Consider the following 26,513-nt stretch of genomic DNA (forward strand, 5'->3'; position numbering starts at 1 on the left):
GCTGCAGCTCACACCCTCGGCGTAGGCGGGAGGTCGAGGACCTCGTGGCGGAGCATGGGGTGTTCGGTCACGGCTTGCTGCAGGCCGGCCAGTCCGTCGGTCAGCACGGCGCGCTGGGGGCCGGGCATGCCGGCGAGCGCCCGGAGGAGAAGCTGATCGCGCCTCTGGCGAACCCGGGTCAGATGTTGGCGACCGCTGGAGGTCACGCAGAGCATGACCTCGCGGCGGCTGTCGGGGCTGGGCCGGCGTTGGACAAAGCCGAGCGCCACATGACGGTCGACGAGGCGGGAAACCGAAGGCGGCGATGCACCGAGCAGGTGGGTGAGCGTCCGCATCCGCATCCCGTCCTGGCAATCAAGGCGACCTCCAGAAGCGCGCCGTTGATCGCAACAAAGCAACGTCTTCGAACGCCGCTACAACCGCCTCAAGGGCTTCCACGTCATCGCCACCAGATACGACAAGGCCGCCACCTCCTACCAAGCAACGGGCAGCCGCGCGACGTTCAAGATCTGGGCAGGATCCGTTAGAAGAAGGGCCCCCAGTTCCGGGTTCCATGTGTTCGAATCTACCTGGGACGGCCGCTGCTCACTGAGCGCGCCGTGCTTTTTCACCGCGCTGAGTGCCGCATCGGGGTATCGCAGACAACAGCCTGGCCGAGGCCACCCTCCAGAACAACCTGTGAGCCCAAGTGATGGTTCAGCACCGTCGAGCTGTGTGTAGAACTTCTTCGAAGGATCATGAGTGACAGCCAGTGACGCGACTCGAGCCCAGGTCCTCGATGACGCTCCACCAACCGCAGAATCGGAACCCTGGCAAGAACGTCTTCGCCGATTTGGGTACGAGGCGTGCTCCGGGGCTGACGTCCGGGAGCGTTTGGTGCCGTCATTCCCCAAGTCCTCCGTGCTGCTGGCAAAGTTCACACACTCAGGAACATCGCGGGAGTGGATCGTCGCGTGGGGCTGGCTGGGGCCCGTTCTCGTCGCCGCCTTGGCCGGGGCCATCCGCTTCTGGCATCTCGGCCAGCCGCAGGCAGTCATCTTCGACGAGACCTACTACGCCAAGGACGCGTGGTCTCTACTGCACCTTGGATACGAAGGTTCGTGGCCGGAGCGAAAAGTTGCCGACCTGCACATACTTGCTCATCCTCAGGTGATCTCACTGTCCGACACCGGTTCCTTCGTTGCGCACCCGCCGACGGGTAAGTGGGTCATCGCCCTCGGGGAGTGGATGTTTGGCCTCAATCCTTTTGGATGGCGCTTCATGACGGCGACCGTGGGAACCCTGTCGGTGCTCATGCTGAGCCGAATAGGACGTCGCATGTTCCGCTCGACGCTGCTCGGCTGCCTCGCCGGCGTTCTGATGGCAGTGGACGGTCTGCACGTCGTCATGAGCCGCTCGGCACTCCTAGACCTTCTCCTCATGTTCTTTGTCCTCGCCGCGTTCGGCTGCTTGTTGATCGACCGGGATCAGGCGCGAGCCCGGCTTGGCGCGGCTCTACCAGAAGACGCGGACGGACACGCCCGGCCTGATGCCTCCGTCGGCGACAACGCCAGCACAGGGCTGCGCCCTTGGCGGATTGCGGCGGGACTCTGTCTTGGACTTGCAGCGTCCACGAAGTGGAACGGCCTCTACGTTCTACTCTTCTTTGTCATCTTGGCCTTCTTTTGGGACGTCGCCGCCCGCCGCGTCGCAGGAGCGAGCCATCCCTACAGAGCAGGGCTACGCAAAGACTTCAGCTGGTCCGCTCTCTCACTCATTCCAGTTGCCGGCATGACCTATCTGGCGACATGGACAGGGTGGTTCCTGTCCGACAACGGCTACGGACGCCACTGGGCCGACAGCCGTGGCGGCACCTGGTCCTGGATTCCAGCTCCACTGCGCAGTCTGTGGCACTACGAATACGGGGTCTACCAGTTCAACGTGGGACTACACACGCCCCACCGGTACCAGTCCAACCCCTGGAGCTGGCTGGTCCTGGGCCGACCCGTTCTGTTCCACTACGAGTCGCCCAAGCTCGGCAACGAAGGCTGCACCGTCACGGCGCGCTGCGTAGAGACAGTCCTGGCACTCGGGACGCCGATGCTGTGGTGGTCGGCTTGCTGCGCTCTGGTCTACCTTCTCTTCCGGTGGGCTCTGCGACGCGACTGGCGGGCGGGTGCCATCCTCGCTGCCGTCGCTGCTGGCTATCTGCCGTGGTTCCTGTACCAGGACCGCACGATCTTCCAGTTCTATGCGGTCGTCTTCGTGCCCTATCTCTGCTTGGCCGTCACAATGATGCTCGGAGCGGTAATGGGGCCGCCAAATGCATCGAAAAGACGCCGCGTTGTGGGTGCCGTGGTGGCGGGAGTGCTAGTTCTCCTCATCGCCTGGAACTTCATTTACTTCTTCCCGATATATACGGCCCAAGTGATTCCGTACAGCAGCTGGCAGTCCAGAATGTGGCTCACCACTTGGATTTAGAAGCCGTTGCTCTATCGATCTTGGTGAGCGTGAGTTCGAGGTCGTCGACTCGGTCGGGTGATCTCGTGGCAGGCTGTGCTGAAGTCGATGTCTCCGCTCTCCGCGGCACTTGGGCTGCGCAGCCGGGTCAGGAACTGGGCGTATGAGGCATTCCCGGCCGGGCTGCCGAGCAGGGTCCGCAGACGTACGGCGAACATCCCCCGATCGTATGCCCGAAGGGGTCGGCCCTGCAGATCGGCTGTCGTCCCGACCGTTTCCATCGCACTCTTCGGGCTCGGCTGGGAAGGGCACTGAAGCGGACAGCCTCCTCTGGCCGCCGCTCTCGTTGTTCATAGCGTGCATCCTTCCCGTCGACCAGCAGGAAGAGGACTGACCATGATTCCGGCACTGCACCGGACGAGAGGTGGCGCAGCGCTGCCCGGCCGCCGTGGCATCTGGCCCATTGACGGCCAGGAACCGCCGTGTTCGGGCATCGCGGACGCCGAGCGTGGGACTGAGTCGCGGTGACCGGAGCCCGGCCCAGCCCCGCCTTCGGCCCGGCCTACGAACTGCTACTGGAGCTGGAGGAACAGCTCGGCACCCTGCGCCACGGCGCCGAAGGAGTCGACCCACACGCGACCGCGGCCCTGCACGCCGTCCGCTTCGCCGCCGCCATCCTCCAGCCAGCCATCCCCGCCACCGAACCGCCTCCCTTCCCCCATAGCACCGAACGGCTGCTCCAGCTCATGGCCAACTGGCGGGAAGCCGCCCTGGAACTGGGCGAGTTCGCCCCCGCCCCCACCCTGCAGCTCCTGCCCGGCGGGAAGGACACCTGAGACACCGCGAGGATGACGGAAGCGAACCCCGGGAGCAAGCCGTCGAGGGGACGGGGTGATCCTGGGTGGTCTCCGGCGTTGGAGCTCGGATGGCTGCGCAGCTCCCGCCTCGCTCTGGTTCACGTACGGGCCGGAGGCAACTGCCGGCCGTGGGCGGGGAGCTGGTCGTGCAGGGCGAGGACCTCGGAGCGTGGGTCGCCGGGCAGCGGGTGGGGTGGGAGCGGCTGATGCCGGCGCAGCGGAGCTCGGCCGTTGGCAACTCGAATGGATGATGTCGAAAACGGAGAGAGTGGTGGTTACCCGAGCCGCTCCGCCTGTGGCTGGCTCGGCAAGATGAGCGCATGGAACGGAGGAAGCTCCACCGTGTGAACAACCCTGCGGGTCAATACACCTAGCGCGCATGAGCCCAACAGGCAGCTGCGGCCAGGACTTCAAATCGCTCCGCAACCGCATCGGCACCCACTTCACACAGCTCCGACAGGACCGGCTACTGGACGAAGCGCAGGAGACCGCTGCCCCTGCCAGGCTGATGGGCCTATTCGGGATCACCTCCTACACCGCGATCCACTACGTCCGCACCGCTCACCCCGAACGCTTCACGATCGACCCCACCCAGGCATAGGCGCCGTTGCATCCGGTGCTGGTGGCGAACCGACCGAGGTCGTTGAGGCCTGAGCTTGTTCAGCTGAGGATCGAAGCAGACCAGGCCCATGGACCGCGCAAGGCCAGCCGCGAAGCCGGAGGCCTCCTCAGCCATGCTCCAGCGCATCGGGAAATAGATCAGTGAGCCACGGGCCTCGCCGATCAACGGACCGGTGGACCACGGCGAGGTGTCGTCGTCTTCGGTGAGGTCGCACCAGCGCTCAAGGAGTCCGGCGACGTAGTCCCGGATGCGTTCGGTCGGAGGTTCGTCAGTCTCCGTCTCCATGAGGCGGTCGTAAAGGTCGTCAAAGACCCGACCAGCAGTCTTATCGTCCGCTGGTCTTTCGCCCTCCCATACAGCCAAGTCGTAACTCATGCCCGCGAGGCTTTCACAGCCCACTGACACCAGCAGAGCCGGGCGAACCAACGTGCCTCCCCGGGTGTTGCCCACCCACCGCCAGCGCTGACCGACCACCACGCCCAGCTGCTCACCTGCTCACCGCCGTCGTCGAGCTCGGCGGTGAGCCGGAGCTCCCAGCTACCCGTAACGGGCGCTTCAGGGCGCGGTCATCCCAAGAGGCTGCGCGGTCAGCGCCGGCCGCCGCCGATGCGGCGGTCGTCGGCCAGTGCGGTCAGCGGGCCGAACTCGCGGGCAAGCTGGTTCCACGTCAGAACCTCGCCACAGCGGGCCGGGAACTCCTTCGGGTCGAACTCGGGCATGGTCCAGGAGCCGGTGCCCCGGTCCCGCAGCCACAGGTCCCCGTCACCGTCGACCACACTCGGCGGGACCGGTACGGGCTCGGCCTGATCGGTGGGCTCCCAGGTGACCCGGCCCGGGTGGGAAACGCGGCGCAGCTCGGTGGTGGCCAGCCGCGCGGCCAAGTCACGGGTGGACTCTTCGGCGTCCTTGACCGACGCGAGTCGGAATGCGTCGTCAAGTACGGGCAGGGCTGGATTCTTGCTGCGCTTTGAACTCATACGCTGACTACCTCCGGTGGGGGGCGTCACCTCCGTTATGGCGCCCCGTAGAGGAACACGATATCCGAGGCGGGAGCCGGACCGGCTACGACCGCTGTCCAGGTGGAGGCGCTGGCACACCGGGCGGTGGGGCCCGCGGGTTCGTCAGGCGTCCGCGAGCAGAGGGTCATATGGGGTGTTCGTGCGGCGGCCTGACATGAAGGCGAGAAAGTCGCCCACGAAGGCGCTGCGACCGTATGTGGCGTTGGTGGTGGTGAGGTCGCGGTGGAAGGCGGTGCGGAAGAGCGTCCTGTGCTCGTCTGCGTCGATGGTGCCGCTGCCGTCTCTGTCGGTGGCGTCGAAGAGCACCTCGGCCACGCGGATGAGGGCGGGCCCGGCAAGTGAGGGGATGGCGGCAGCGTACTCGTCGGCGCTGACACGGCCGTCGCCGTCCGTGTCGAGGGTGGCCTGCAGTTCGCGCCACCAGGCGGCGAAGGCGTCGTAGAGGCGGGTCTCCTCTGGTTCGTCCAGGTCGAGGCGGGTGGCGAGTTCGCGGGCCATGGCCGCGAGGTCGGGCCAGTCGAGATGGCCGTCGCCGGTCTGGTCCAGCACCTGACGAAAGAACTCCTCTGCCGAGCGTTGGCCTTCTCGCGTAGCCCGCGTGGCGGCCGGGGCCGGGTCGCGGCTGGCCTCATCGCTCAGTGGTGTGAGGAGGCGGAGCAATGCCGAGGCCCTCTTCATGCTGGTGTGCAGCGCGGTGACGGTCCGGACGCGGGGGTCGTCGCTGTCGGGCGAGAGGGAGAGGGCTTCGATGATGGTTTCGGCGTCGACCCAGCCTTTGGGAAGGAATCGGGCGAGTCCGGTGGCGAGGTAGGCGCCCTGCATGAGTGCCGGGGCGCCGGGCGTCTCGGGCAGGCCGGCCTTGCGCCGGTAGGACTCGGGGAGCGAGGCGACGGTGATCGCGCCGAGGAGCGGGCCGATGACTGCCCGGCCCGCCGCCCACAGGGTCGGTGCGCCGGCGAAAAGTGCGGGGGCGGGGAGATGGTCGAAGAGCCGGTAGAGGATGATGCGGGCTGCCTCGGTGTTCTCCAGTTCGTCCTCGACGACTTTGTCGAAGTACCGCCAAAAGTCGTGCAGTTGTTCAGGGAGTTCTCCTGCGTCGCCCTCGAGTGCGGCGAGGAAATGGCGGTACTCGGCGTACATGCGCTCCATGGTGTCCTGGTCGAGGGGCTGGCCGCTCAGTCGACACATGGTGACGGCGCTTTCGAAGAGGGCGGCGACCACCCAGGCGCGGGACGCGCGGTCCATGGCGTCATAGGCGCGGCCGCGGGAGTCGGAGCCGCTCATGCGGGCGTGCAGCCTGTTGAGGCGGGCGGCCTCCCGTTCGCGTACTGCAGGATCGGCGTCGAACATCCGCCGTGTACTGAGGAAGGTGTTGCGCAGTCGGCGCCAGGGGTGGGCGACGAAGGTGGAGTTGTCGGCGAGGGCCGCCGCGATCTGTGGGTGGGCGGCTTCCAGTACCGTGGCGCGGATCATGGCCAGCGCCCAGCGTGGGTCGTCGAAGAAGGCGCGGAATTCCGACTCCGGGCCGAACAGGGGTGTTTCGCCGGCCGTTGTGGTGGTTCCAGTCGTCATGACGTGTCTCCGTTCGTCTGGGGCGGCACGCCGCCGAAGCGGCGGTCACGGCTCCGGTAGGTGTGCAGGCAGGCGAGGAAGTCGGGCGCCCGGAAGTCCGGCCAGAGCGCCTCGGGGAAGATCCACTCGGCGTAGGCGACCTGCCAGAGCATGAAATTGGAGATGCGCTGCTCGCCGGAGGTGCGGATGACCAGATCCACATCAGGGGTGTCGGAAAACGGCAGGTGGCGGGCGAATAGCTGCTCGGTCACTTCCTCGGCGGACGTCTCGCTGCGGATCAGTGACCTGGCGGCCTCGACGATGTCCCGGCGTCCACCGTGGTCGAAGGCGACGGTCAGCGTCATCCCCCGGTTGTCGGCGGTCAGTGTCGCCAGATCCTCGAAATCCTGGGCCAGTTCACGCGGGATGCGCGGGTCCGCGGCTCCAAGGAAACGGCAGCGGATCCCGCGGGCGAGCAGCAGCGTCGCGTGCTTGCGCACAACCCGGCGGACCAGGCGCATCAGGTAGTCGATCTCGGAACCAGGACGGTTCCAGTTCTCGGTGGAGAAGGCGTACAGGCTGAGCCACTCGACACCGACCGCCCTGGCTGCCTCGATGATGTCGATGACAGTGGTCTCCGCAGCCTGATGACCCGCCGTCCGGGGAAGCGAGCGCCGCTGCGCCCAACGGCCGTTGCCGTCCATCACGCAAGCAACGTGCCGCGGCACCGCACGCACCGGAACGTCTACCCCCCGCTGTCCGTCGCTGTGTTGTCGCCCACCCGGCCACTCGCCCGTCGCCGCGCGTGCGCGCTGGACACCGTGGTCCTTCACGCCCCACCCCTCACGCCGCCCCCGCATCGCCCATACGCGCCCCCACCGGGTGATCCTTTCCTGGAGTCTTGCGGAACCAATGGGCCCTGACAGGCGAAACGGAGGCTTCGTCACCCCTGGCTCACCTGCTCGATTCCCGTCGGCACCGACGGTCTTCTCCAGAAACCAGCGCGACCTGATCTCCCGCCTCGTCGCACCGTGACCTGGCCGTTGGTGCGGCGTCCCGCGGACACCCGCCGCGGTCGCGCGCTGCGTCTGCCGCTTTGCCTCCAGCACCGGAAAGAGCCGGAACGGAACCGAGAAGATCGCAGGCCCCGCGCTCCTGCGCCACGACGTGTTGCGCAACACCCCGGACGCTGCCCAGCTCGCGATACGCACCAGCCGCGCACATCCCACCGACTGCCCGTTGCGTAGTCGACAATGAGCTCCCTGGCGGCCGGCGACTGCGCAACCTGCCGTCGCCTGACCATCGACCAGCCGGTCGGTCTCAGTCCGCCAAGCGGACCGGCATCAGGAGGGAGAAGGTGTCCGCGTCGTCGGGGCGGCGGATCGCGAGCGGTGCCGTAGGAGCCCCGAACTCCAGGACGACTTCGTCTCTGGCCGCTGCGGTCAGCGCGTCCAGCAGAAAGGCGCGGTTGACGGCGACGTCGTGCGGGTCGTCGTCACCGTCGTCGCACACCATCACCTTCCCGTTCTCCGTCACCCTGAGCACACTGAGGTCGAAGGCTTCGCCATCGTGCTTACGCGTCTCGCTCGCGCGGACCGGACCGGTCTGCAGCGCCTCTCGGAAGGTCGCCGTGCCGACGTGGGCCCGGCGGCCGGTCGGGAGCTGGACGAGGCGACGGTAGTCGGGGAATTCGTGATCGAGGCTCTGCCCGGCCGCCTGCCGGTCGCCCGTCTCCAGTGTCACGCGGCCACCATCCACCGTCAGCCGGACGGACTCCCCGTCGTTCAGCAAGACCCGCATCGCGTCGGCAAGTGGAAGCGGCACGACGGCTTGTACGCGAATGCTGCCGTACCCCGCGGTGCGGGCCTGCGTGACGGCCAAGCGGTAGCGGTCGGTGGCCACGAGGTGGAGATCGTCGTCCTCGACGTCGAACAGGATCCCGCCGAGCACCGGCAGCCCTGGGTCGATGCCGGCCGCGAAGCGGACCGCGTCGAGCGCGGCGGCCAGCTCTGGAGCGGGGACGGAAAGCCGGACGGTGTTAGTGCTGAGTGACGTCACGAGGCTGTTCTCCCTGTGATCGAGTAGGGCTCGGAGGGCGGAGAACTCGCTGCGGGCATCGGACAGCCCCAGCTCGAGACGACGCAGGTGAGCCTGGAGGAGGCCGCGCACCAGGTCCGTATCCGTACCGGACCAGGCGGCCAGGACGAGCCGGATGTCCGCCACGGGCATGCCCGCCCGCCGCAGCCGGGCCAGCAGCCGGGACTCCTCCAACTGCTCGGGCGCGTACCAGCGGTAGCCGCTGACCGGATCCACCCAGGCCGGGACAAGGACGCCGGCCCGGTCGTAGAACCGGAGCGCACTCACGCTCAGGCCGCCGTCCCGAGCCATCTCTCCGATGCTGCGCATCTCGTTCTCCACACCGGTAACCCTGAGCCCTCGACCTTGTCGAGGGTCAACCAGTGCGTGGGCGTGGACGCTCTCGGGCATTACGCGCAGAGGATTGCAGGATGAACACACGCGGAGCCCTCATCATGTGCCGTGTCCAGCTCACCCAGGTTGACGAAGCCAGCCTCTCGACCAGGGGTGTCGCCTCACTCATCACCGGGCACTGAGGCCGCAGGCTTCTGCATGGCCGGCATCACCCGCTGAAGTTCCCTTCGTATGCGCTCTGCTTCACCACGCACATCCGCGGGAATGTCGCCACGCTCCGTGATGAGCTGTCGGTAGATCGGGGCTTCCTGAAACACGAACGGTGCGACCTTCCTCTTATCTGCGCCCACGCCGGGTGGGGAGGGCAGCAGAATGCACGGTCCGCTGTCGGCACCGTTGTCGTCGGTGTGTGTTCCCCCCGGCGCCGCGTTCAGTCCTCGGTGATACCTACCGCGCGGTCGCTTCGGCTCCTTGGTATGGCGGCCGCCTGATCTTCGACCGGATGGCCACCCACCATCCCCAGCCCGAACCGTACGCGGGCACGCAGCCGTCGGGGCGTAGGCCGCGGCGTACTCACCTTCCGACACGTCAATCGCCTCGCGGTAGTTGGCGGCGTGAGGGAGGGACGCACGCGAAGACGCTCAGGTCTTCCTCCTGGTCGAAGACGAGAACGGTGTCGGGAGGAAGATCCATACCAGTCACGGTGACAGCCACTCACTCCCTGCCGCTCCCGAATACACAACCTCGTCGGCTCTGGGGTGAGCTGGTCAGGGGGCTGTCGCCTCGAAGGGCCACCAGGGCCACGTCTGCGGATCACAGCGAAGCATGGCTCGCCGTGTCCGGAACGTCATCGTCATGGGTGTCGGCTATGAGTTCGGCGAGGGTGAATTGGGCTTCCGCGTTGCTGAACCGGTTGTGGACGCGCACGAAATACCGACGCTCGGAGACCCGGAAGACCTGCCTTCGCTGACGTAGCCGCTTCTTTTCGGAGGAGGCCTGCTCGAAGGTATCGATCATACGGAGCATCGCGGCCAGCGCTTCAGCCTCGGAACCCTCGAGCTCACGGTGGACGGTATCGCGGAAAGCTTCTGCTTCCCCCGTAACTCGCAGGACGACCCAACGGGGCACGCCATTCTCCACTTCACTGAGACGCGCGAGCCGGGCTGCCACACGCCGCCCTGTCCCACGTCGGCCGACCATGACGCCGAGCCCGATGACCTCGGCACAGGGAGGGTATAAGACATGCGTCCCATCCAGACCAGGGCCTGATGTTGGATCGTGCCCGACAACAGCCAGGAGCCCTGCAAGCCAGGACGACCCGCTGTGCTCTGCGCCTGGTCAGACATCCCAGGCGCGAGGGCGGTCCAGCTCATCCCCTTCGGGGCGGAGCAGTGCGTGCACGGCGAGGTCGTGGCGGCGGCCGCGGTGGAGACAGGCGGAGGGCTGGTGCCTTCGTGTGTGAAGCCCGCCTTGGTGAGGACTGGCGTTGTCGGTGTGAGTCTCTGGCGTGAGGCCGTACAGCGAGAGTTCGCCGAACGCCAGGTCCACCAGGGCGCCGAGAGCGTCGGCACGCGGTGCGCGGCGGGGCGAGATCGAGTCGCCTGCAATGTGGGACGCCGGCATGTTCGAGATCGTGTGCGATCAGATGGTCGGCTGTTGAGTCACCGGACCGAAGGATGACCGGCTGACCCTGGCGCCCCAGGAATGGCGGACTGATGTGAGCCCTGCACCCTCCTGGACCTCTTCGACGACATCCTGGCCGCCGCCCGAGCGCACGGCCGGCTGCTCGCCGCCAGGCGCCATCGGCATCGGCATCGGCATCGGCAAATCCCGGCCCTGTCTGCGGGGGCTGAGGTGCGGGTGAGGCTCATTCGACCAGCCAGCGCGAGGAGAATGTACGGAAAAGGCGCATTGGTCCAGCCATACTGAGGTCGTTCGATGCCAACTGATCACGGCACTGCCCGAGTGCTCGCGGGCGGCCGAGCACCGAAAAGGAGTCCCCACATGGCAGACGTCAACGTCGGGCTGTACGTACGCATGGAGGCCAAGCCCGGCAAGGAGGAAGAAGTCGCCGAGTTTCTCCGCAAGGGCCTTGGCGTCGTGCAGGAGGAGCCCGGCACTATCGCATGGTTCGCCGTGCGCCTGAGCCCGACCGCCTTCGCGATCTTCGACGCCTTCCCCGACGGCTCCGCACGCCAGGCCCACCTCGGAGGACAGCTGGCCGCGGCCCTGATGGAACGAGCCCCCGAGCTCCTCTCCGAACCGCCTTCCATCGAGCAACTCGACGTTCTCGCCCACAAACTGCCCTGAAGACCAGAGGCGGCCGGGCAACCCCCGTGTCCGCCTCCGCCCCCGTTGCTCGCCTTCTCCGACCACGCTCGGCACCTCCCGCGAGACGTTGATGGGCAGAGTGGTTCTGGTACTTCGCTCGGGCGGATCGGCAGTGGATGCCGACCGGACGCCTGAACCGGTCCTTGCCGTCCCCTGGACGACCCGACAAGGACCGGAAGGGACCCGTCGGGGCAGTCCCCCGGCAGGGAGGAGTCGGCGACCAGTCCTCGCGGGAGGTAGGACGGTTTCCTCCGCGCATCGCTCCCAGGCTCTTCGGGCCAAACAGCCCGCAGCAGAGGCCGTTTGGCCCCACACCGGGGCCAGTTGGCCCCGGTGTCAGGTAATGCAGTCACTGCGGCTGTGGGGTAATCATCGCGAACCGGGCGCCCTGCGGGTCGGCAACCACGGCCATGCGGCCGCCCTTCACGTCGGACGGCGGAGCGAGGACGGTGCCGCCGCTCCTGACCAGGGTGTCCAGGGCGGAGTCGACGTCGTCGACCGCGAAGGACGTCTGCCAGTGGGCCGGGGTGTCCGGCGAGTCGTCGGCCAGTGCCTGGTGCAGGAGCTGGTCGCGCAGTTCGCGGATCCGGGCCAGCCGGTTGTGGCCGCCGGGGTGATGGAGAGCGGCACTTCGCGGCGGCTGCCGGGACAGGCGCCCGCGCTCGACGAACCCCATGGCCTGCAGGCGGTCGATCAGGCGGCTGACCGAGGGGGGCGCTGCGCCCGGAGCTGGGTGAGGTCGCGCATGCGGATGCCGTCCTCGGATCTTCATCGTGAGCGCCATGACCGCATTCCCGCTACCAGGTCCGAGAGTGACGTCTGTCAGGGACTGCGTCGTCGCCGGCTGGTGGCGAAAAGGATCAGCGCGGTGAGAGCAGCGAGCACGGCCACAATGATGGCGGCTTCCAGATCGATGACGGCCAGGACGATCAACAGGGCGACGGCCAGAATGCACCCCACGACGATGCGGCTGCTGTCGGTTCGACGCGCGCGCTTCGGGTCCTTCCATGGGTCGCCTTCATGAAACGCCATCGGCGCCTCCCTGGATGGTTCTCTGTTTCCAGGGTGCGCCTGATGGGCGGGCCGCGCACGGCAGGAACACAGTCGTGCGGTCAGCGGACACGGGCGAGGGTGACCCCCGCGTGGTGTCGGTGACTGTGCCGATCAGGGTCCGAGTCCGGGTCAGATGAGGATCATGGTGCAAGTTGCGTGAGGGCCCGAAGCCGCCCGGGTCCGGGCCCTCACCCCAAGGTGTTAAGAGCGTTTGAAGCGCAGACGTGCCCGCCCGCTGGTCACAGAGGACGAGGTTGCCGGAACACTCTTGCGTACGTGGAGCCTGAGCGCTTAGTAGACGGCCAGGGAGATGGCGATGTAGTGCGCGGTGAAGGCTGCCACGGTCAGGGCGTGGAACACCTCGTGGAAGCCGAACCACCGCGGTGAGGGGTCGGGGCGTTTGAGGGCGTAGACGACCGCGCCCGCACTGTAGAGGAGCCCGCCGGCCACCACCAGGATGAGTACGGCCGCTCCGCCGTTGTGCAGGAAGTCTGGCAGGTAGCGCACCGGCGCCCACCCCAAGGCCAGGTAGCACGGGGTGTACAGCCAGCGCGGGGCCCCGACCCACAGGACCCGGAACGCGATGCCGACCAGTGCCCCGGTCCACACGATCCACAGCAGCAGGGACCGCTGGCCCGGCGGGAGAAGGACCACGGCCAGAGGGGTGCAGGTACCGGCGATGATGAGGAAGATGTTGGCGTGGTCGAGGCGCCGCAGGATCGCCTCGCCACGTGGCCCCCAGGTGCCGCGGTGATAGACGGCACTCGTCGCGAACAGCATCCACGCCGTGACGGAGTACACCGCGCAAGCCACGGCTGCCCGTGAGGTGGGGGCCAGGCAGATGAGCACGATGCCGGCGGTCAGTGAGGCGGGGACCATGCCCGCGTGGAGCCAGCCGCGCAGCTTCGGCTTGATCGGTTCGACCAGGTCGGACGCCCGCTCCACCAGAGCCGCCATCGGGCCAGCGTGCTCTTCTGCTTCGCGGTCCTGTGATCCGACGGGCGGTCCGTCGTCACGGCCGTCTCCCCGCCCCGGGGCGGGGTGGATGTTTTGGGCTTCAGCGGCGTCGCGGGACACGGCTTCACTTCCTCCTTCGGGCTCTTGGGCATCACCGGTGATCATGGAGGGATGCTAGAGGGCGGTACTCGGACGACGCTCCGCAAGGTCGGTCGCGAACGCACTGCCCCCCAACCCGTGCCCAGAGCGGTTCGCAACCGTTGCCGCTCCGGTCTCGTTGATCGGACAGCAAATCGGGTCCGTCGAGGCCGAGTAGACCGGTCCCTGGTGGGAACGATCAGGGCTTCCGAACGGGCATCGCCCGCCAACGCGCAAGGATCATCGATGCTTCCTGAGGTCCGTCCCCACGTATCCACCCCTCTCACGATTCAGCTCGAACACCAACTGGGTCTGGCACCGCAGCATGAGGCGGGCCGTCTCGATGTGGAGGGCGTCGCCGGCATCGCCGTCGTGGCCGCAGCTCATTCCGACGGCTATGCCGCCACCGGCCATCTCCTCGGGCTGCTGGCTGCACTGCCCGCCCCCACCAAGGCGGGAGAACACTTCTGGTCGGAACTGTGGCGGTCGTCGGGGACCGCGTATCTGCTGCCCGCGAACATCAAAACTCTGGTGTTGCGTTCGCTGACCGGAGACGGAACTGCCCTGGCCCGCCAGATCCTCTCCGCCGTCGACCAGATGACCCCGCCCCAGCGCCTCGCAGCGAGCGAGGTGGTCGGTCAGGCCCTCGTCGAGTCCGACGATTTCCCCGACCTCAAGACCGAGGTCATCGGCGAGCTCTGGCTCCGTGATCTCGAGCTCACCGCCTGGCGCGTCCTCCACGCAGACCGCAGGTCCGATGATCCCGCCGGCCGCAAGGCCTTCCTCGACGCCTGGACAAGCGTCTGAATTTGGGTTCCCTGGAATGCGTTCGGCACATGACGGGACGCTCCATGGCCGTGGGCCGTGCTGACAGAGCGAGCTGTCCCGCAGCACCGTCATCCGGGCCGACCGGGACGAGCATCGGGGAGGCCGGTGCAGACGACGGGCTGGCGCTCACGGTTGACCTCTTGCGGACCCGCGGGAGCACCGCTTCTCTTGACCATCACCGATCGCCGCACACGGGCCACCCCCTCCGGGGCTTCCTCGGCAGACAGCCGGCGCCGCTTCGTGTCTGCTGTCACCAGGTTCAGGGGCCGGGTTGCCAGTCCATATAATCGGCCCCATGTCCAAGCCTGACGAGCTGCTCGTTTCCGTCGCCGCCCTGGTGGAATCCGGGCAGAGCAACCAGATGTCCCTGACCGTAGTCACCGGTGGTGCGGTCGTCACCGGCCGGCTGGCTCCCGAGGCAGTGTGGAGGCAGAGGGTGTCGGACGTGCTGACAGACTCTGCCCGCCTGGGCGAGTTCTCGGCCGTCTTCGCCGCCCCCGCGAAGACGGAGGAACCGCCCACGCATCTCCACTTCCACGTCGCCCGGATCCTGCAGGGCACCGTCGGGATCCCCGAGACGGGCGGCATGTACCGCGTGGCGATCGCCGACGTCAGCGCCTGGACCATGGGCGACTTCAGCTACTCCGACCACTGAGCATCCACCACGGCGAAGACCCTTTGGGTGGCAGTGTGGACCGGCCCGCGCACGGGCCGGTCCACACTGCTACCGCGTCCCCCCGGTCAGACGGAGACCGGGGTACCCAGCATCGCGGACGCGTGCTGAAACGAGCTGAGGATGCCTACGGGCGCGGCCTTGGGAAGGGCGGCGCGGCAGGTGAAGCCGAGCTGCGTCATCGCGCGCAGGACTTCGGCGGCGCTGAAATCACGGCGGTCCTGGCGGGTGATGACCTGGCCGACCTGCTTGACGGGGTAGTGGCGGCGGCCGATGATCACGGATTCACCGGAGCCCGGCTCGGGCTTGATGCCCTTCATCGACTCCAGCACGCCGGCCTTGGTGAGCTCGAAGGGGAAGCGGGCGATGACGCAGCGCATGTGACCTCACAGGGAGAAGAAGGGAAGAACAGGCGGGCCGGGGTGAGGCCGTTCAGCAGGAGAGGGCGAGGACGCCCAGAGCGCTGCCCTGCTCGTCGACCACCGGCAGGACACCCAGCCGGCGGGTACGCATCGCGTACTCGGCGTCGGCCATCGTGGTCACGGCTGAGGTGAACGACCCGTGGTCGCCCAGGAGGTCGCGCAGGCGGACGCGGTCCGTGTACGCGGAGCCGCCACGGATCCCGGTGAGTTCGGCGTGGGTCACCAGACCGGTGCACTGGCCGTCCTGGTCACAGACGACGAGGCGGGCCGTGCGGGCTGCGGCCATGACCGACAGCGCCACCTCTACGCTCATGTCGTCACAGACCTGCGGTCCGGCCGCGTCCATGACATCGGCTACCACCAGCGTGGGGTGCACGGGGCCGGCACTCGCCGGGCGGGGCTGCATCTGAACCAGCGTCACAAGGTGCCTCCTGCAGAGATAGGTCAGCTTCCTGATCACGAAGGTTCAGGCCGCCGCATCCACGACGGTCCGGCGTGCGGGCGAGCGCCGCGGCGTCGAGGAGGGGCGGCGCCGGCCTCGTGAGGTGGCGCCACGCTTGGGTCGTTCGGCCACCGGTGCGGTGATGACGACCGGGATGCCGGACGGGGTCTGGGCGCCGGTGATCCGGTGGAGGGCCTCGTCGCCGGAGCGGATCTGGGTGGTCTGCGGGCGGATCCCGGCATCCGACATGAGGCGGACCATGCCGCGGCGCTGGCCCGGGGTGACCAGGGTGACAACGCTGCCGGACTCGCCGGCCCGGGCGGTGCGGCCGCCGCGGTGGAGGTAGTCCTTGTGGTCGGTGGGCGGATCGACGTTCACGACCAGGTCGAGGTTGTCGACGTGGATGCCGCGCGCCGCGACGTTGGTCGCCACCAGCACACTGACGTGCCCCGTCTTGAACTGCGCCAGCGTGCGAGTGCGCTGCGGCTGCGACTTGCCACCGTGCAGGGCAGCCGCCCGTACACCGCTGTTGAGGAGGTCCTGGGTCAGCCTGTCGACGGCGTGCTTGGTGTCCAGGAACATGATCACACGACCGTCGCGGGCGGCGATCTCCGTCGTGGCAGCCTGCTTGTCGGCGCCGTGGACGTGCAGGACGTGGTGCTCCATCGTCGTGACCGCACCGGCCGAGGGGTCGATCGAATGCACGACCGGGTCGGTGAGGTAGCGGCGCACCAGCAGGTCGACGTTGCGGTCCAGGGTGGCCGAGAACAGCATCCGCTGCCCGTCCGGACGTACCTGGTCGAGGAGCGCAGTGACCTGCGGCATGAACCCCATGTCGGCCATCTGGTCGGCCTCGTCCAGCACCGTGATGCCCACCTGGTCCAGCCCGCAGTCGCCGCGGTCGATGAGGTCCTTGAGCCGGCCCGGAGTCGCGACGACGATCTCGGCCCCGCCGCGCAGCACGCTCACCTGCCTGCCGATCGACATCCCGCCCACCACCGTGGCCAGCCGCAGCCTGACGGACCGGGCATACGGAGTGAGCGCGTCGGTCACCTGCTGCGCCAGCTCACGCGTCGGGACCAGGATCAGCCCCAGCGGCCGGCGGGGCTCAGCACGCTGTCCCGCGGTGCGGGCGAGCAGGGCCAGGCCGAAGGCGAGGGTCTTGCCGGAACCGGTACGCCCGCGGCCCAGGACGTCACGGCCCGCCAGGGAGTTCGGCAGCGTCGCGCCCTGGATCGGGAACGGCACGCTCACACCCTGCCTGCCGAGTTCGGCCAGCAGCTGCGCGGGCATGGAGAGATCAGCGAAGTTTTCCACGGCAGGCAGCGCGGGGGTGATCGTCTGAGGGAGTGCGAACTCACCCTGCACCGCGGCGGGCCGTCGGCCGTAACCGCCGGAACGGGCCGGTCGGCTCGAACGGCGAGGTGCCGACGAGCCGAAGCGTCCTGCATCCCTTCCCAGGGCTGCACCGCCATTACGGGTGCGGGGCGAGCGGTCATTCGTACGTGTGCGGTTCATGCGAAACCTTCCTCAATGCGGCGCATATCAAGGAATTCCCGCAAGAAGTAAGCAGCACGGAATTTCAGGTATGAACCGACGTCAAAGCAATCCGGCCGACGGAATTCGCGTCGGGCGTGAATGCTGAAATAGGCGGCACGGCGGGGATCTAAAATCCCGGGTGCCGGCGTGCGATGCAGCTAGCAGGACGTATCGCGTCCTGAAGGGAGAGCCGCGTGAAACACGCGGATCCTTTCGAGCCGCCCCCGCAGGTGAAATCACTGCGGGAAACGACGAGCAGCTGGGGCCCGCACCCCGAGGGATGCGGGCCCCAGCTACACGGTGTGCGTCAGGCCGGAACGATGTTCTCGGCCGTCGGGCCCTTCTGGCCCTGCGCGATGTCGAAGGTCACCTTCTGTCCTTCGAGCAGTTCACGGAAGCCCTGCGCGGCGATGTTCGAGAAATGGGCGAACACGTCAGCGCCGCCACCGTCCTGCTCGATGAAGCCGAAACCCTTGTCAGCGTTGAACCACTTCACGGTACCTGAAGCCATGTCATATCTCCTTTGGGGCAGTACAACAGTGTTCGCACTGTGCGGACACCGTGTCGCCGCGATGATTACCCCGACCGGAAATGACCGGAAACACAAAAGCACTCTCCCCGACAGAGCCAGGTGGGAGCACTTGAAGATTTGGGAACCACAACTGCAACTGAGATGGACAGTAGCACGCCGCAGCGGCCTCCACCGGTTAAGAAATTCCACCCCGCCCATTGAGGCAAAAACTCTCACCACACGGTCCGGCAAACTCTCAGTTGACGAGCACAGGTATTGGCGTACTTCGAGCGCAGCGTTCTGAAGAATTCATCACCATCCTGCCGCTTCCCCACCCTGTCGGCGACGGGCCAGGGGTGCCGACACCGCCTGACCCGAGTGCCTATTCAGCTGGTGAGGCCGGCCGACCCGGACGGCGCCGTTCGCGGATCGCTTCCTCCAGCGCGATACGGATACCCAGGTTGAGTTCGCCGCTGAACGCCCAGGCGGTGAGGAGGCCGGCGGCACGGCCCGGCGTGATGTTGGCGCGCTGGGAGACTCTGGTCAGGACATTGCGGGCCTGGTCGGCGGGCAGACGCCCGAGAGCCATGACCATGCCCACTGCCTGCTCCGTCACGGCTGGAGCACCCAGATCATCCGGCGGCGGCCCGTCCGCCCGGGCCTGCACTCCTGCGGCCCCGTCTGCCGCGGCAGCGGCGCACCCACCTGCCGGCAACGTCATGGAAGGCTGTTCGACTCGGTCCTGACCGGACGTCAACACCTGCTCCATCAGACTCATTTCCTCTCGGTCAGGTCCGGCCCCTGTGGTTCCGAGCCCCTTATGCTGTGCGGCACTACTGGACGCTGCGCGGGCCACGGCCTGGAACCCGGGGTCCAGACTTCCGGTCCTCCGCCGTACCACTCGATGAGCGGCAGGTCGGCGACGTCGACCTCGTCCAGCCCTTCCCAGCCCGCGCGGCGCAACAGCTCCGTCAGGGCACGCAGGCTCTGCGGGGTTCCCGCAGGCTCGCCATCGACCCACACCTGGCGGCCTTCCAGCTTCGTGGGCGGATAGACGATCACGGAACGCTCGTTCACAGCCATCACCTCACCTTCCGCTGCCCGTTCCCGCGCTCGCACCGGACGGCACGGCGGGTCGGTGTCCTGGACGCGGAGTGAGATCGCGTCGCGTGGGTGACGGGGCGCCGGCGGCCCGCCGGGAGCGGGCCGCTTCCCACGAGGGCTTGGCGGCCGCGACGGCCGCGAGGGATTCGTCGCGGGCCGTCATGGCCGCGGCGGTGCCATGAGTGGACGCAGGAACGTTCGCCAGGAAGGAACGGGCGGCATCGAGGGCAGCGGTGATCTCGCGGGTGCCGGTGGACACGCACAAGGTGTAGGCGAGGTCCCGCAGACGCCGGCTGGGGTCTGCGACGCCGGCGAGTGTCTCCTCGGCGAGGAGCGTCTCGTATTCCTTGACGAGTCGGCGCAACGTCGCGGGCAGAGGCATCAGCATGGGGTGTCTCCTGGGGTGCGAGGTGGTCGGCGGACGATGTGCCGCTTCTTCCGCGTGGGTGAGTCGGCCGGCACGACGGGCCGGACTCCTGGCCGCAGCGCGGGTCACGCCGCGGTGACCTCGTCGGCGTGCTGCTGCAGGGCCTCCTTGCGCACCCGCTCGCAGCTGCGGGTGATGAGCCGGGAGACGTGCATCTGCGAGATGCCGAGCTTTTCGGCTATCCGGCTCTGCGTCATGTCCTCGAAGAAGCGCAGGTAGAGGACGGTCCGTTCTCGTTCGGGCAGTCGCCGCAGAGCCTTCTTGGCTGCCTCGCGGTCGATGACGAGGTCGAAGGAGGTGTCGGTGGGGCTCAGGGTGTCGCGGAGGCTGAGACCGTCGTCGCCGGCGGTCAGTTCGGCGTCCAGGGAGAGGGTGCTGAAACTCTCCAGCGCCTCGACGCCGGCCGCCACCTCCTCCTCGGTGAGGCCGGTGTGCGCGGCGATCTCTGCGGTGCTCGGTTCGGGGCTGCCGGGGCGTTCGGTGAGTTCGCGGCGGGCGATCCGTACCTTGTTACGCAGGTCCTGCACCCGGCGCGGCACGCGCACGGCCCACATGCGGTCCCGGAAGTGCCGCTTGATCTCCCCGGTGATCGTGGGGATGGCGTAGCTCTCGAACGCGCCCCGGCTGGGGTCGAACCGGTCGATGGCCTTGACGAGGCCGAGCGCTGCCACCTGGCGCAGGTCATCCAGTGCCTCGCCGCGGTCGCGGAAACGGCCGGCGAGGCGGTGCGCCATGGGTAGCCACAGAGCCACCAGCTCATCGCGGACGCCGTCGCGTTCAGAACCGGCGTCGAGGTCGACCAGGCGCTGGAAGAGCGCGGTGGACTCGGGGCATTCCTCGTGAGGACTCCACTCGCCGGCGGGCTTGGATACGCCGTCGACGTCGCCGGGCTGAGGGCATGCGGTCATCTGAGTAGGCACAGGAACACTCCTGAACGCTCTTACCGGCCGTGCACGGAACAAGATTCCGGCCACCGGCCAAACGGTCTGTCAGGGTTCGCCGTGCGGAGATCTGCCTGGCCACCGGAGGAAAGCCGAGGCGAGCGGGCGAATCCCCGCTCGGCGTGCGCCTCCGGTCCGAAGCACGAAACCCGCGTGCCCCCGCCGTCACGACCGTAAACGCCGCTCCTTTGTCACCGCGTGCGCCCCGTGCGGTGGCCCGTCCTGCGGGGTGCGACGGACGGGCCGCCGATCAGTGACTATCGGGGGCGCCGGTGTGCCGTACCCGGCTGCGGGCAGCCGCGACCGCGGCGACCCCCTGAGCGGCATCCGCAGCGCATGCGGCTCGGCTCAGCCCGCCGTCGGATCTGCGGGCCCTTCCCGGCGGCGAGCGGCATCAACACACAACCAGGTACAACAGCGAAGATCCCGGCAGCCCATGGGCTGCCGGGATCCGGGGTGCCGTGCCTACTTGGGCTTGACGGCGTCCTTGGCCTTCTCCTTGGCCGCGCGCAGGTCCCCCTGGGACTCCTTGGCCTGACCCTCGGCCTTCAGGGACTCATTGCCGACCGCGCCCCCGGCGACCTTCTTGACCTTGCCCTCGACCTGCTCGCCCTTGGCCTGAGCCTTCTCGTCCGCAGCCACAACCACTCACACCCTGTCTCAATCGAAAGAGGTTCCTCCATCGGGTCACCACGGATTCACCGTGTAAACCCTCGGATCACACAGTCGACGCCCCGGGCAGTGGTCTGCCGTGAAAGCGATCGATCTGGAGGAGTGGAGATCGCCGCGCCGGGCACATGAGGGGGCGGAGGTTGATCATCATGGTTCCTGTTCTTCTTGTTCTTCTGCTCGCCCTGATCCTCTTCGGTGCCGGATTCGCGCTGAAAGCACTGTGGTGGATCGCCGTCATCGTTCTGATCGTGTGGGTCCTCGGCTTCGTGATCCGCCCGACAGCAAGCGGCGGCAAGCGCGGCCGCTGGTACCGCTGGTAGACAGCTCTGAGCAGCAGTTTCACGCGGGTGGGGCCCGACGCTACGGCGTCGGGCCCCACCCGTTTCCCGTCCTCGAAAACCGCCCGCCTTGCCGCATACGGGATGAAAAGGGTGCTTCCATCGATACGGGGTATGCGAGATGTGGTGGCCGGAGGCGGCCGTGACGCCAGGAACCATGGCCCTCCAGCACGCCGCCTTCGGTCAGCACGCTTCCGATTTTCCACGTTTGAAATCAAGGCACCCGGACACTCGGCCTTTTGAAGAAGCGTCAGGGAATTTGACGCGCTTTTCATGTCACAGTTCGCCTGTGGCGCCCAATGCATTGTGATGAGGGAGCCGTACTTTATGAGTGACAACATCTGGGGCTACCAGCCGACCACCGGTCACACCGCGGGTACCGACCTGACCGGATTCAAGGTCGAGGCCACCGACGGCAGCATCGGGAAGGTCGACAAGCACTCGGACGAGGTCGACTCCTCCTACCTCGTCGTCGACACCGGCGTATGGATCTTCGGCAAGCACGTCCTGCTGCCGGCCGGCACCGTCCAGTCGGTCGACCTCGAGGCGCAGAGGGTCCACGTGGCCCTCACCAAGGACCAGATCAAGAACTCCCCCGAGTTCGACAAGGACAAGCACATCGGCGACACCGGCTACCACGAGCAGGTCGGGACCTACTACCAGTCCCGCCGACAGATCTGACGCCACGGCAACGACACGCGAAGGGCCGGACAGAGACGCTCTGTCCGGCCCTTCGGCATGTCACGGGCGCTGCGCTCCGCCGCCGGCCGGCCCTGTTCACAAGGACCGTTCTCGTGACCGAACGGCGATCATGACCCGTTGGAGGAGCGGTGACGGTGTTCGCTCTCGCGCATCTCGTCGGTGTGGCGGCCGATGTCGGTGACGCGATCCGCGAGATCCGCGTGAGCGGGTCGCAGATGGGGTCCCGTCTCGGAGAGCGGGCCGAGGAGTTGGGCCGGATCACTGTCCCCGAGTGCGTCGCGCAAGGCCGTGAGCGCGTCCGCCGCGGTGGCGGGAAGATCCGGCAGATCTGTGATGGTTCCGGCGAGCTGGCGCAGTGAGGCGGCGTGGTCGTTCGCCCACGAGGTGACGGAGCGGTCCGCGGCGCGCCGGCCTCGGGTGGCCTGCACGCGTTGCTCCTTGGTGGTGCCGGCTTCGCCGGGCCGGACGCGCAGGTAGCGGCGTTCGGCGGCCTGGCGGCTGGAGACGCCGAGGGGGTGGGCCAGATCGGCCCAGCTGGCGCCTGCCTCCCGGGCCGTCTCGATCAGCGCCGGCTCCCAGTGGGCGAGTTGTTCGCGTACTTCACGGAGCAGCAGGAGGGCGGCTGCGGCCCGCTCGGGATCGGCAGTGGATTCAGCGTCGGCGGTCCGCGCCGTCCGCATGACCTGGGCGATGGCCTCGAGCGCGGTGGCCGTGGCCGCGAAGGAGACCGGTGCCGGAGTTGCGTCGTCGCTCATCCCCACCCCTTCTCTCCAGGTCATCCATGGGATGACGCAGCAACTTGTCGTCGTTCGGATGACATGCTACAACGGTGTCAGGTGAAGCGCACAGCAACTGCTGAACTCATCTGGAGGTGTATCCCGTGTTGATGCGCACCGACCCGTTCCGTGAACTCGACCGCCTCGCCCAGCAGCTGATGGGCCCGGGAACGTGGTCCCGCCCCTCCGCGATGCCGATGGACGCCTACCGAGACGGCGACCAGTACGTCATCGCCTTCGACCTGCCGGGCATCGACCCCGACGCGCTCGACATCGACGTCGAACGGAACATGCTCACCGTAAAGGCAGAGCGCCGCCCCCTCCCGCGGTCCGAGGGCGCCCAGACGGAACTGTCCGAACGACCGCTCGGCGTCTTCTCCCGCCAGATCGTCCTGGCCGACACCCTCGACACCGAGCGCATCTCCGCCGACTACGAGGCCGGCGTCCTGACGCTGCGTATCCCGATCGCCGAGCGGGCCAAGCCACGCAAGATCAGCGTCAACAGCGCCGGCGGCCGCAAGGAGATCGACAGCTGATCCGCCGGCTCCACGTTCACCTGCCGCGGGCCCATCCCTCCGTAGTGGGCCCGCGGCATCGGCACCGCTCCCGTCCCGCTGCGCGCGACGCAGTTCGCGCCGTCCACGTGGGGCCGCCGGAAGGCCCGTAGAAGTAATCGGTTCGCGCAAGGAAGATCGTCAGCCATGGCTCTCCTCTCTCCCTCCACTCCCGCCGCCCCGAGGGCAGTTGCCTCCTTCGAGCAGATGCTGGAGAAGGTGCGCTACGAAGGCGCCTACTCCACCCGCCGACAGGCACAGGACGCCGTACGACGCGTCCTTGAGGCCTTCGGCCGTCAGCTGACAGGCGACGAGCGCGGGGAACTGGCTGCCCGCCTCCCTCAGGAAGCGGCCGGCTATCTGGCGTCGCAGATCCCCACAGGCCGGCCGCTCACCGGATGGGGATTCGTGAAGGACCTCGCAGAAGGCACGGGCAGCAGCCCAGCGACCACCCGATGGGACACGGGATCCGTCTTCGGCGTCGTCGCCCGCCTCGCCGGAGACGACCTCATCGCAAGGATCATCGGGCAACTCCCCGACGGCTACGCCCTGCTGTTCGGACGACCCCAGCTCGTCCGGGCTGCCTGACAACGCAACCTCGACAACACCGCCGGCGCAGAGGAGCGGCAGGCCCCAAGCAATCCGGCGACCCGCATCCCGTGGCCCTCAGCAGCGCGCGAGACGGTCACCCGGGCGCACCGGACTATCCGAAAATCCGCTGACATGCATGGTCCGGTTCCGGGTACACCGTCTGTCGCCGACGTGCATGGGGGCCGACGGCTGAAAGCTTGATTACACAGGAGGGGACCAGAATGACAGTGACAAGGACGGCAGACGCGCAGTCCGGTGTACTGCCCGAGATCGCGGACCCGTCGCAGATCGCACCGAAGGACGCCCGCGAGCTGTCGCGGCTGTTCTTCGACCGGCTCGCCGTCCTCGAAGAGGGCACGCCCGAGTACCAGTACGCACGCAACACCCTCATCGAAATGAACATCACCCTCGTCCAGTACGCGGCCTCACGATTCCGCAGCCGCAGCAGCGACGAGATGGAGGACATCGTCCAGGTCGGCACGATCGGCCTCATCAAGGCCATCGACCGCTTCGAGCTCACCCGCGAAGTCGAGTTCACCTCCTTCGCGGTCCCCTACATCGTCGGTGAGATCAAGCGCTTCTTCCGCGACACGAGCTGGGCCGTCCACGTCCCGCGGCGCCTGCAGGAAGCTCGCGTCCAGCTGGCCAAGGCCACCGAGGAGCTGCGCAGCCGGCTCGGCCGCACCCCCACGGTCAAGGAACTCTCGCAGCTGATGTCGCTGAGCGAGGAGGAGGTCATCGAGGCACGTCTTGCCTCCAACGGCTACAACTCCTCGTCCCTGGACGCGACGATCAACTCCACCAGCGACGGGGAGTCCGCGCTCGCCAACTTCATCGGCGCGGACGACCACGCCCTCGAACTGGTCGAGGACTTCAACGCGCTCGCCCCCATGATCGCCCAGCTTGACGACCGTGAGCGGCGCATCATCCACATGCGGTTCGTCGACGAGCTCACCCAGGCCCAGATCGGCGAACACCTCGGCGTCTCCCAGATGCACGTCTCCCGCCTCCTCAACCGCACCCTCGCCAAGCTCCGCGACGGCATGCTGGCCACCAACTGATCCCACCCGCGGCGTCGCATCGGCGGTGCTTTCCGCTTCTCCACCAGGAGGGGGAAAGCGCCGCCGGTTCATGTCACGGCACAGGTGAGCCCTCTGTGTCCGTCCGGGGGAGTCAACTCGGTTGCCGCCGGCGCTCGCTCAAAGCCCGAGGTGGGCCGGGCTGAGTCCCCTCACAGCGTCGGCGCAGGCGGGACATCCTCGGCCACGGCGCGGAGCGTGGACTGATCCATGAGCGCTCGGTGCAGTCCGGCAAGTCCTTCGGCCAGTGCGGCGCGCTGGTGGCCGGGCATACTGCCGAGGGCCCGGAGGAGCAGGCGGTCGCGCCGTTCCCGGACCCGGGCCATGTGTTCACGGCCTGCACGGGTCACACACAGCATGACTTCGCGGCGACTGTCGCGACAGGGCCGGCGTTCGACGAAGCCGAGGGCCTGGAGGCGGTCGACCAAGCGGGAGACCGAGGGCGCGGATGCGCCGAGGATCCGAGTGAGCACCCGCATGCGGATCCCGTTGTCGCGGTCGACCAGGTACATGACGCGCAGCTGAGAGACCGACATATACGGAGGCGGGCCGACGTTGCGGTCCTGTTCCCACAAGACGTCGAGGAGCTCGCCCATGTCACCGGCCTGACGGGCCGCCTCGCGGCATGCGTCGGAGCCGGGGCCGGTGCGCTCGGTCATGCCTGGTCCACCCGCGGGGTCAGGTTCCTGCGCACGTGTTCGGGCTGCCGCGACGTCCTATCCGACCGGACGAGGTTCTTGGCCCTCGGCGTGATCAACGAGTATCCCGTTCTCTGACGTAGGACGATGGCAGTTCGTGGAGTTCGGACTGAGCGACGGCTCCTGATGCGTGCGCCTGTCCTGCGCGCATCACAGGCAGCCAGCGTGACCGGTCCAAAGACCTCTCAGGCCGCGGCTGTCGGGTCCGGTGATCCAGTGGCGCGGCGGTATTCGGCGTTGATGCGCTGCGCTTCTTCGAGTTGGTCCTCGAGGATGACGATGCGGCAGGCGGCGTCGATGGGTGTGCCCTGGTCGACGAGTTCGCGGGCGCGCGCCGCGATGCGCAGCTGGTAGCGGGAGTAGCGGCGGTGCCCGCCCGCGGAGCGCAGCGGAGTGATCAGACGGGCTTCGCCGATCGCACGGAGGAACCCCTGGGTGGCGCCGAGTACCTCGGCGGCCCGGCCCATCGTGTACGCGGGATAGTCGTCGTCATCGAGCCGACCGAACGAGTCGTCTGCTGTCATTGCACCTCTCTCACCGAGCGCGTTGAGGGGCCCTGGCACAGTGTGTGCCAGGGCCCCGAAGGAACTGCTACACCATCTGCCGGCCTTGCTTCTGCGCCGGCCTTCTGTATCCGCACGAACTCACGAAGGATGTGAGCGGATGCGGGGATCGCGGTTGCTCGACCGGAGACCACCTCACTATCGATGTCCTGCGGTACCCGGGCTCGTCACTCCACCCGGGCGATCCTGATGGCGCCTGGCTCCTCCGTCCTTTCCCTCTTGTCATCACTTACCGAACGGCACTGTCTACCGCTGG

The 26,513-nt window shown here is 67.7% G+C and carries 32 protein-coding genes; 10 read left to right on the forward strand and 22 right to left on the reverse strand.

Annotation, left to right across the window (positions count from 1 at the left end):
- Positions 1–8: 8 nt before the first annotated feature.
- Entirely contained in the window at positions 9–398 is a 390-nt protein-coding gene (locus tag OG406_RS04255) for a MarR family winged helix-turn-helix transcriptional regulator (RefSeq protein WP_329184051.1), read from the reverse strand.
- Positions 399–741: 343 nt separating this feature from the next.
- On the opposite strand from OG406_RS04255, the gene OG406_RS04260 reads away from it, so the two are divergent.
- Both OG406_RS04260 and OG406_RS04265 read left to right on the forward strand, forming a co-directional pair.
- Positions 742–2,460 (forward strand): dolichyl-phosphate-mannose--protein mannosyltransferase, encoded by a 1,719-nt coding sequence (locus OG406_RS04260; RefSeq protein WP_329184053.1) that lies wholly within the window; start codon positions 742–744, stop codon positions 2,458–2,460.
- A 503-nt stretch (positions 2,461–2,963) separates the two neighbouring features.
- A complete protein-coding gene (locus OG406_RS04265) occupies positions 2,964–3,275 on the forward strand; it encodes a hypothetical protein (protein ID WP_329184055.1) in 312 nt (103 codons plus the stop codon).
- A 535-nt stretch (positions 3,276–3,810) separates the two neighbouring features.
- Here the strand turns inward: OG406_RS04265 and OG406_RS04270 are convergent.
- From OG406_RS04270 to OG406_RS04295, 6 genes are all read right to left on the reverse strand, one after another.
- The gene (locus tag OG406_RS04270; protein ID WP_443067049.1) at positions 3,811–4,293 is read right to left on the reverse strand and encodes a hypothetical protein; all 483 of its coding nucleotides are present in this window, start codon (positions 4,291–4,293) and stop codon (positions 3,811–3,813) included.
- A 212-nt stretch (positions 4,294–4,505) separates the two neighbouring features.
- Complete coding sequence (locus OG406_RS04275) at positions 4,506–4,895, reverse strand: hypothetical protein (RefSeq protein ID WP_267049495.1); 390 nt, start codon at positions 4,893–4,895, stop codon at positions 4,506–4,508.
- Positions 4,896–5,039: 144 nt separating this feature from the next.
- Entirely contained in the window at positions 5,040–6,509 is a 1,470-nt protein-coding gene (locus OG406_RS04280) for an oxygenase MpaB family protein (RefSeq protein ID WP_329184056.1), read from the reverse strand.
- Positions 6,506–7,225 (reverse strand): polyprenyl diphosphate synthase, encoded by a 720-nt coding sequence (uppS, locus tag OG406_RS04285; protein WP_164369267.1) that lies wholly within the window; start codon positions 7,223–7,225, stop codon positions 6,506–6,508. Before uppS ends, OG406_RS04280 begins: the two co-directional genes overlap by 4 nt.
- Positions 7,226–7,808: 583 nt before the next feature.
- A complete protein-coding gene (locus OG406_RS04290; protein WP_329190642.1) occupies positions 7,809–8,894 on the reverse strand; it encodes a DNA polymerase III subunit beta family protein in 1,086 nt (361 codons plus the stop codon).
- 837 nt (positions 8,895–9,731) lie between these two features.
- Entirely contained in the window at positions 9,732–10,088 is a 357-nt protein-coding gene (locus tag OG406_RS04295; protein ID WP_329184058.1) for a hypothetical protein, read from the reverse strand.
- A gap of 834 nt (positions 10,089–10,922) precedes the next feature.
- Here OG406_RS04295 and OG406_RS04300 point away from each other — a divergent pair.
- Positions 10,923–11,228 carry a putative quinol monooxygenase gene (locus OG406_RS04300; protein ID WP_329184059.1) on the forward strand — a complete coding sequence of 102 codons (306 nt, stop codon included), beginning with the start codon at positions 10,923–10,925 and terminating at the stop codon, positions 11,226–11,228.
- A 370-nt stretch (positions 11,229–11,598) separates the two neighbouring features.
- Here OG406_RS04300 and OG406_RS04305 read toward each other — a convergent pair whose 3' ends face one another.
- The 3 genes from OG406_RS04305 to trhA all read right to left on the reverse strand — a co-directional run bounded on the left by OG406_RS04305 (position 11,599) and on the right by trhA (position 13,259).
- Positions 11,599–11,925 carry a VOC family protein gene (locus tag OG406_RS04305; RefSeq protein WP_329184061.1) on the reverse strand — a complete coding sequence of 109 codons (327 nt, stop codon included), beginning with the start codon at positions 11,923–11,925 and terminating at the stop codon, positions 11,599–11,601.
- 146 nt (positions 11,926–12,071) lie between these two features.
- A complete protein-coding gene (locus tag OG406_RS04310) occupies positions 12,072–12,281 on the reverse strand; it encodes a hypothetical protein (RefSeq protein ID WP_329184063.1) in 210 nt (69 codons plus the stop codon).
- Between the two features lie 312 nt (positions 12,282–12,593).
- Entirely contained in the window at positions 12,594–13,259 is a 666-nt protein-coding gene (gene trhA / locus OG406_RS04315; protein ID WP_329184064.1) for a PAQR family membrane homeostasis protein TrhA, read from the reverse strand.
- A gap of 384 nt (positions 13,260–13,643) precedes the next feature.
- Between trhA and OG406_RS04320 the strand changes: the two genes are divergently transcribed.
- Both OG406_RS04320 and OG406_RS04325 read left to right on the forward strand, forming a co-directional pair.
- On the forward strand, positions 13,644–14,204 hold the full coding sequence (locus tag OG406_RS04320) for a hypothetical protein (RefSeq protein ID WP_267052265.1): 561 nt from the start codon (positions 13,644–13,646) through the stop codon (positions 14,202–14,204).
- A 316-nt stretch (positions 14,205–14,520) separates the two neighbouring features.
- On the forward strand, positions 14,521–14,880 hold the full coding sequence (locus tag OG406_RS04325; protein WP_164374563.1) for a hypothetical protein: 360 nt from the start codon (positions 14,521–14,523) through the stop codon (positions 14,878–14,880).
- An 86-nt stretch (positions 14,881–14,966) separates the two neighbouring features.
- Here the strand turns inward: OG406_RS04325 and OG406_RS04330 are convergent, their stop codons facing one another.
- The 9 genes from OG406_RS04330 to OG406_RS04370 form a co-directional block, all read right to left on the reverse strand.
- Positions 14,967–15,278 carry an SCO5918 family protein gene (locus OG406_RS04330; protein ID WP_164374564.1) on the reverse strand — a complete coding sequence of 104 codons (312 nt, stop codon included), beginning with the start codon at positions 15,276–15,278 and terminating at the stop codon, positions 14,967–14,969.
- 52 nt (positions 15,279–15,330) lie between these two features.
- Positions 15,331–15,741: a CBS domain-containing protein gene (locus OG406_RS04335; protein WP_329184069.1), complete on the reverse strand. Its 411-nt coding sequence runs from the start codon at positions 15,739–15,741 to the stop codon at positions 15,331–15,333.
- 45 nt (positions 15,742–15,786) lie between these two features.
- Positions 15,787–17,280: a DEAD/DEAH box helicase gene (locus OG406_RS04340; RefSeq protein ID WP_329184072.1), complete on the reverse strand. Its 1,494-nt coding sequence runs from the start codon at positions 17,278–17,280 to the stop codon at positions 15,787–15,789.
- Between the two features lie 328 nt (positions 17,281–17,608).
- The gene (locus OG406_RS04345; RefSeq protein ID WP_164374567.1) at positions 17,609–17,812 is read right to left on the reverse strand and encodes a cold-shock protein; all 204 of its coding nucleotides are present in this window, start codon (positions 17,810–17,812) and stop codon (positions 17,609–17,611) included.
- Positions 17,813–18,194: 382 nt separating this feature from the next.
- On the reverse strand, positions 18,195–18,428 hold the full coding sequence (locus OG406_RS04350; protein WP_329184078.1) for an ANTAR domain-containing protein: 234 nt from the start codon (positions 18,426–18,428) through the stop codon (positions 18,195–18,197).
- A gap of 158 nt (positions 18,429–18,586) precedes the next feature.
- A complete protein-coding gene (locus OG406_RS04355; RefSeq protein WP_329184079.1) occupies positions 18,587–18,895 on the reverse strand; it encodes a hypothetical protein in 309 nt (102 codons plus the stop codon).
- 4 nt (positions 18,896–18,899) lie between these two features.
- Positions 18,900–19,304, reverse strand: a complete 405-nt coding sequence (locus tag OG406_RS04360; RefSeq protein WP_329184081.1) for a DUF5133 domain-containing protein — start codon at positions 19,302–19,304, stop codon at positions 18,900–18,902.
- Positions 19,305–19,408: 104 nt separating this feature from the next.
- Positions 19,409–20,251, reverse strand: coding sequence for a SigB/SigF/SigG family RNA polymerase sigma factor (locus OG406_RS04365; protein WP_329190644.1), 843 nt, complete (start codon positions 20,249–20,251; stop codon positions 19,409–19,411).
- 498 nt (positions 20,252–20,749) lie between these two features.
- Positions 20,750–20,926, reverse strand: coding sequence for a CsbD family protein (locus OG406_RS04370; protein WP_164374570.1), 177 nt, complete (start codon positions 20,924–20,926; stop codon positions 20,750–20,752).
- Positions 20,927–21,105: 179 nt separating this feature from the next.
- On the opposite strand from OG406_RS04370, the gene OG406_RS04375 reads away from it, so the two are divergent.
- Entirely contained in the window at positions 21,106–21,276 is a 171-nt protein-coding gene (locus tag OG406_RS04375) for a hydrophobic protein (protein ID WP_164369086.1), read from the forward strand.
- A gap of 345 nt (positions 21,277–21,621) precedes the next feature.
- Positions 21,622–21,975 carry a PRC-barrel domain-containing protein gene (locus tag OG406_RS04380; RefSeq protein ID WP_329184083.1) on the forward strand — a complete coding sequence of 118 codons (354 nt, stop codon included), beginning with the start codon at positions 21,622–21,624 and terminating at the stop codon, positions 21,973–21,975.
- Between the two features lie 128 nt (positions 21,976–22,103).
- On the opposite strand, the gene OG406_RS04385 is transcribed toward OG406_RS04380, so the two are convergent.
- Positions 22,104–22,751, reverse strand: a complete 648-nt coding sequence (locus OG406_RS04385; RefSeq protein ID WP_329184085.1) for a type III effector protein — start codon at positions 22,749–22,751, stop codon at positions 22,104–22,106.
- A 125-nt stretch (positions 22,752–22,876) separates the two neighbouring features.
- On the opposite strand from OG406_RS04385, the gene OG406_RS04390 reads away from it, so the two are divergent.
- The 3 genes from OG406_RS04390 to OG406_RS04400 all read left to right on the forward strand — a co-directional run bounded on the left by OG406_RS04390 (position 22,877) and on the right by OG406_RS04400 (position 24,978).
- Entirely contained in the window at positions 22,877–23,308 is a 432-nt protein-coding gene (locus OG406_RS04390; RefSeq protein WP_266853768.1) for an Hsp20/alpha crystallin family protein, read from the forward strand.
- A gap of 165 nt (positions 23,309–23,473) precedes the next feature.
- Positions 23,474–23,914, forward strand: a complete 441-nt coding sequence (locus OG406_RS04395) for a DUF2267 domain-containing protein (protein ID WP_329184090.1) — start codon at positions 23,474–23,476, stop codon at positions 23,912–23,914.
- Between the two features lie 224 nt (positions 23,915–24,138).
- On the forward strand, positions 24,139–24,978 hold the full coding sequence (locus tag OG406_RS04400) for an RNA polymerase sigma factor SigF (RefSeq protein ID WP_329184092.1): 840 nt from the start codon (positions 24,139–24,141) through the stop codon (positions 24,976–24,978).
- 170 nt (positions 24,979–25,148) lie between these two features.
- On the opposite strand, the gene OG406_RS04405 is transcribed toward OG406_RS04400, so the two are convergent.
- Together OG406_RS04405 and OG406_RS04410 are read right to left on the reverse strand one after the other, a co-directional pair.
- Positions 25,149–25,655, reverse strand: a complete 507-nt coding sequence (locus OG406_RS04405; RefSeq protein WP_329184094.1) for a MarR family winged helix-turn-helix transcriptional regulator — start codon at positions 25,653–25,655, stop codon at positions 25,149–25,151.
- Between the two features lie 224 nt (positions 25,656–25,879).
- Positions 25,880–26,218 (reverse strand): MerR family transcriptional regulator, encoded by a 339-nt coding sequence (locus OG406_RS04410; RefSeq protein WP_164374577.1) that lies wholly within the window; start codon positions 26,216–26,218, stop codon positions 25,880–25,882.
- Positions 26,219–26,513 lie beyond the last annotated feature (295 nt).

This window comes from Streptomyces sp. NBC_01428 (assembly GCF_036231965.1).
In the GTDB taxonomy this organism is placed as follows: domain Bacteria; phylum Actinomycetota; class Actinomycetes; order Streptomycetales; family Streptomycetaceae; genus Streptomyces.

Excerpts from the sequence above, each read along its gene's own strand:
- OG406_RS04395 (WP_329184090.1), top strand. The coding sequence starts at position 23,474 with ATGGCTCTCCTCTCTCCCTCCACTCCCGCCGCCCCGAGGGCAGTTGCC.
- OG406_RS04380 (WP_329184083.1), top strand. The coding sequence starts at position 21,622 with ATGAGTGACAACATCTGGGGCTACCAGCCGACCACCGGTCACACCGCG.
- OG406_RS04385 (WP_329184085.1), bottom strand. The coding sequence starts at position 22,751 with ATGAGCGACGACGCAACTCCGGCACCGGTCTCCTTCGCGGCCACGGCC.
- OG406_RS04280 (WP_329184056.1), bottom strand. The coding sequence starts at position 6,509 with ATGACGACTGGAACCACCACAACGGCCGGCGAAACACCCCTGTTCGGC.
- OG406_RS04410 (WP_164374577.1), bottom strand. The coding sequence starts at position 26,218 with ATGACAGCAGACGACTCGTTCGGTCGGCTCGATGACGACGACTATCCC.
- OG406_RS04325 (WP_164374563.1), top strand. The coding sequence starts at position 14,521 with ATGTCCAAGCCTGACGAGCTGCTCGTTTCCGTCGCCGCCCTGGTGGAA.
- OG406_RS04320 (WP_267052265.1), top strand. The coding sequence starts at position 13,644 with ATGCTTCCTGAGGTCCGTCCCCACGTATCCACCCCTCTCACGATTCAG.
- OG406_RS04340 (WP_329184072.1), bottom strand. The coding sequence starts at position 17,280 with ATGAACCGCACACGTACGAATGACCGCTCGCCCCGCACCCGTAATGGC.
- trhA (WP_329184064.1), bottom strand. The coding sequence starts at position 13,259 with ATGGCGGCTCTGGTGGAGCGGGCGTCCGACCTGGTCGAACCGATCAAG.
- OG406_RS04365 (WP_329190644.1), bottom strand. The coding sequence starts at position 20,251 with ATGACCGCATGCCCTCAGCCCGGCGACGTCGACGGCGTATCCAAGCCC.
- OG406_RS04270 (WP_443067049.1), bottom strand. The coding sequence starts at position 4,293 with ATGAGTTACGACTTGGCTGTATGGGAGGGCGAAAGACCAGCGGACGAT.
- OG406_RS04405 (WP_329184094.1), bottom strand. The coding sequence starts at position 25,655 with ATGACCGAGCGCACCGGCCCCGGCTCCGACGCATGCCGCGAGGCGGCC.
- OG406_RS04290 (WP_329190642.1), bottom strand. The coding sequence starts at position 8,894 with ATGCGCAGCATCGGAGAGATGGCTCGGGACGGCGGCCTGAGCGTGAGT.
- OG406_RS04345 (WP_164374567.1), bottom strand. The coding sequence starts at position 17,812 with ATGGCTTCAGGTACCGTGAAGTGGTTCAACGCTGACAAGGGTTTCGGC.
- OG406_RS04355 (WP_329184079.1), bottom strand. The coding sequence starts at position 18,895 with ATGGCTGTGAACGAGCGTTCCGTGATCGTCTATCCGCCCACGAAGCTG.
- OG406_RS04375 (WP_164369086.1), top strand. The coding sequence starts at position 21,106 with ATGGTTCCTGTTCTTCTTGTTCTTCTGCTCGCCCTGATCCTCTTCGGT.
- OG406_RS04300 (WP_329184059.1), top strand. The coding sequence starts at position 10,923 with ATGGCAGACGTCAACGTCGGGCTGTACGTACGCATGGAGGCCAAGCCC.
- OG406_RS04400 (WP_329184092.1), top strand. The coding sequence starts at position 24,139 with ATGACAGTGACAAGGACGGCAGACGCGCAGTCCGGTGTACTGCCCGAG.
- OG406_RS04310 (WP_329184063.1), bottom strand. The coding sequence starts at position 12,281 with ATGGCGTTTCATGAAGGCGACCCATGGAAGGACCCGAAGCGCGCGCGT.
- OG406_RS04360 (WP_329184081.1), bottom strand. The coding sequence starts at position 19,304 with ATGCTGATGCCTCTGCCCGCGACGTTGCGCCGACTCGTCAAGGAATAC.
- OG406_RS04330 (WP_164374564.1), bottom strand. The coding sequence starts at position 15,278 with ATGCGCTGCGTCATCGCCCGCTTCCCCTTCGAGCTCACCAAGGCCGGC.
- OG406_RS04275 (WP_267049495.1), bottom strand. The coding sequence starts at position 4,895 with ATGAGTTCAAAGCGCAGCAAGAATCCAGCCCTGCCCGTACTTGACGAC.
- OG406_RS04305 (WP_329184061.1), bottom strand. The coding sequence starts at position 11,925 with ATGGGGTTCGTCGAGCGCGGGCGCCTGTCCCGGCAGCCGCCGCGAAGT.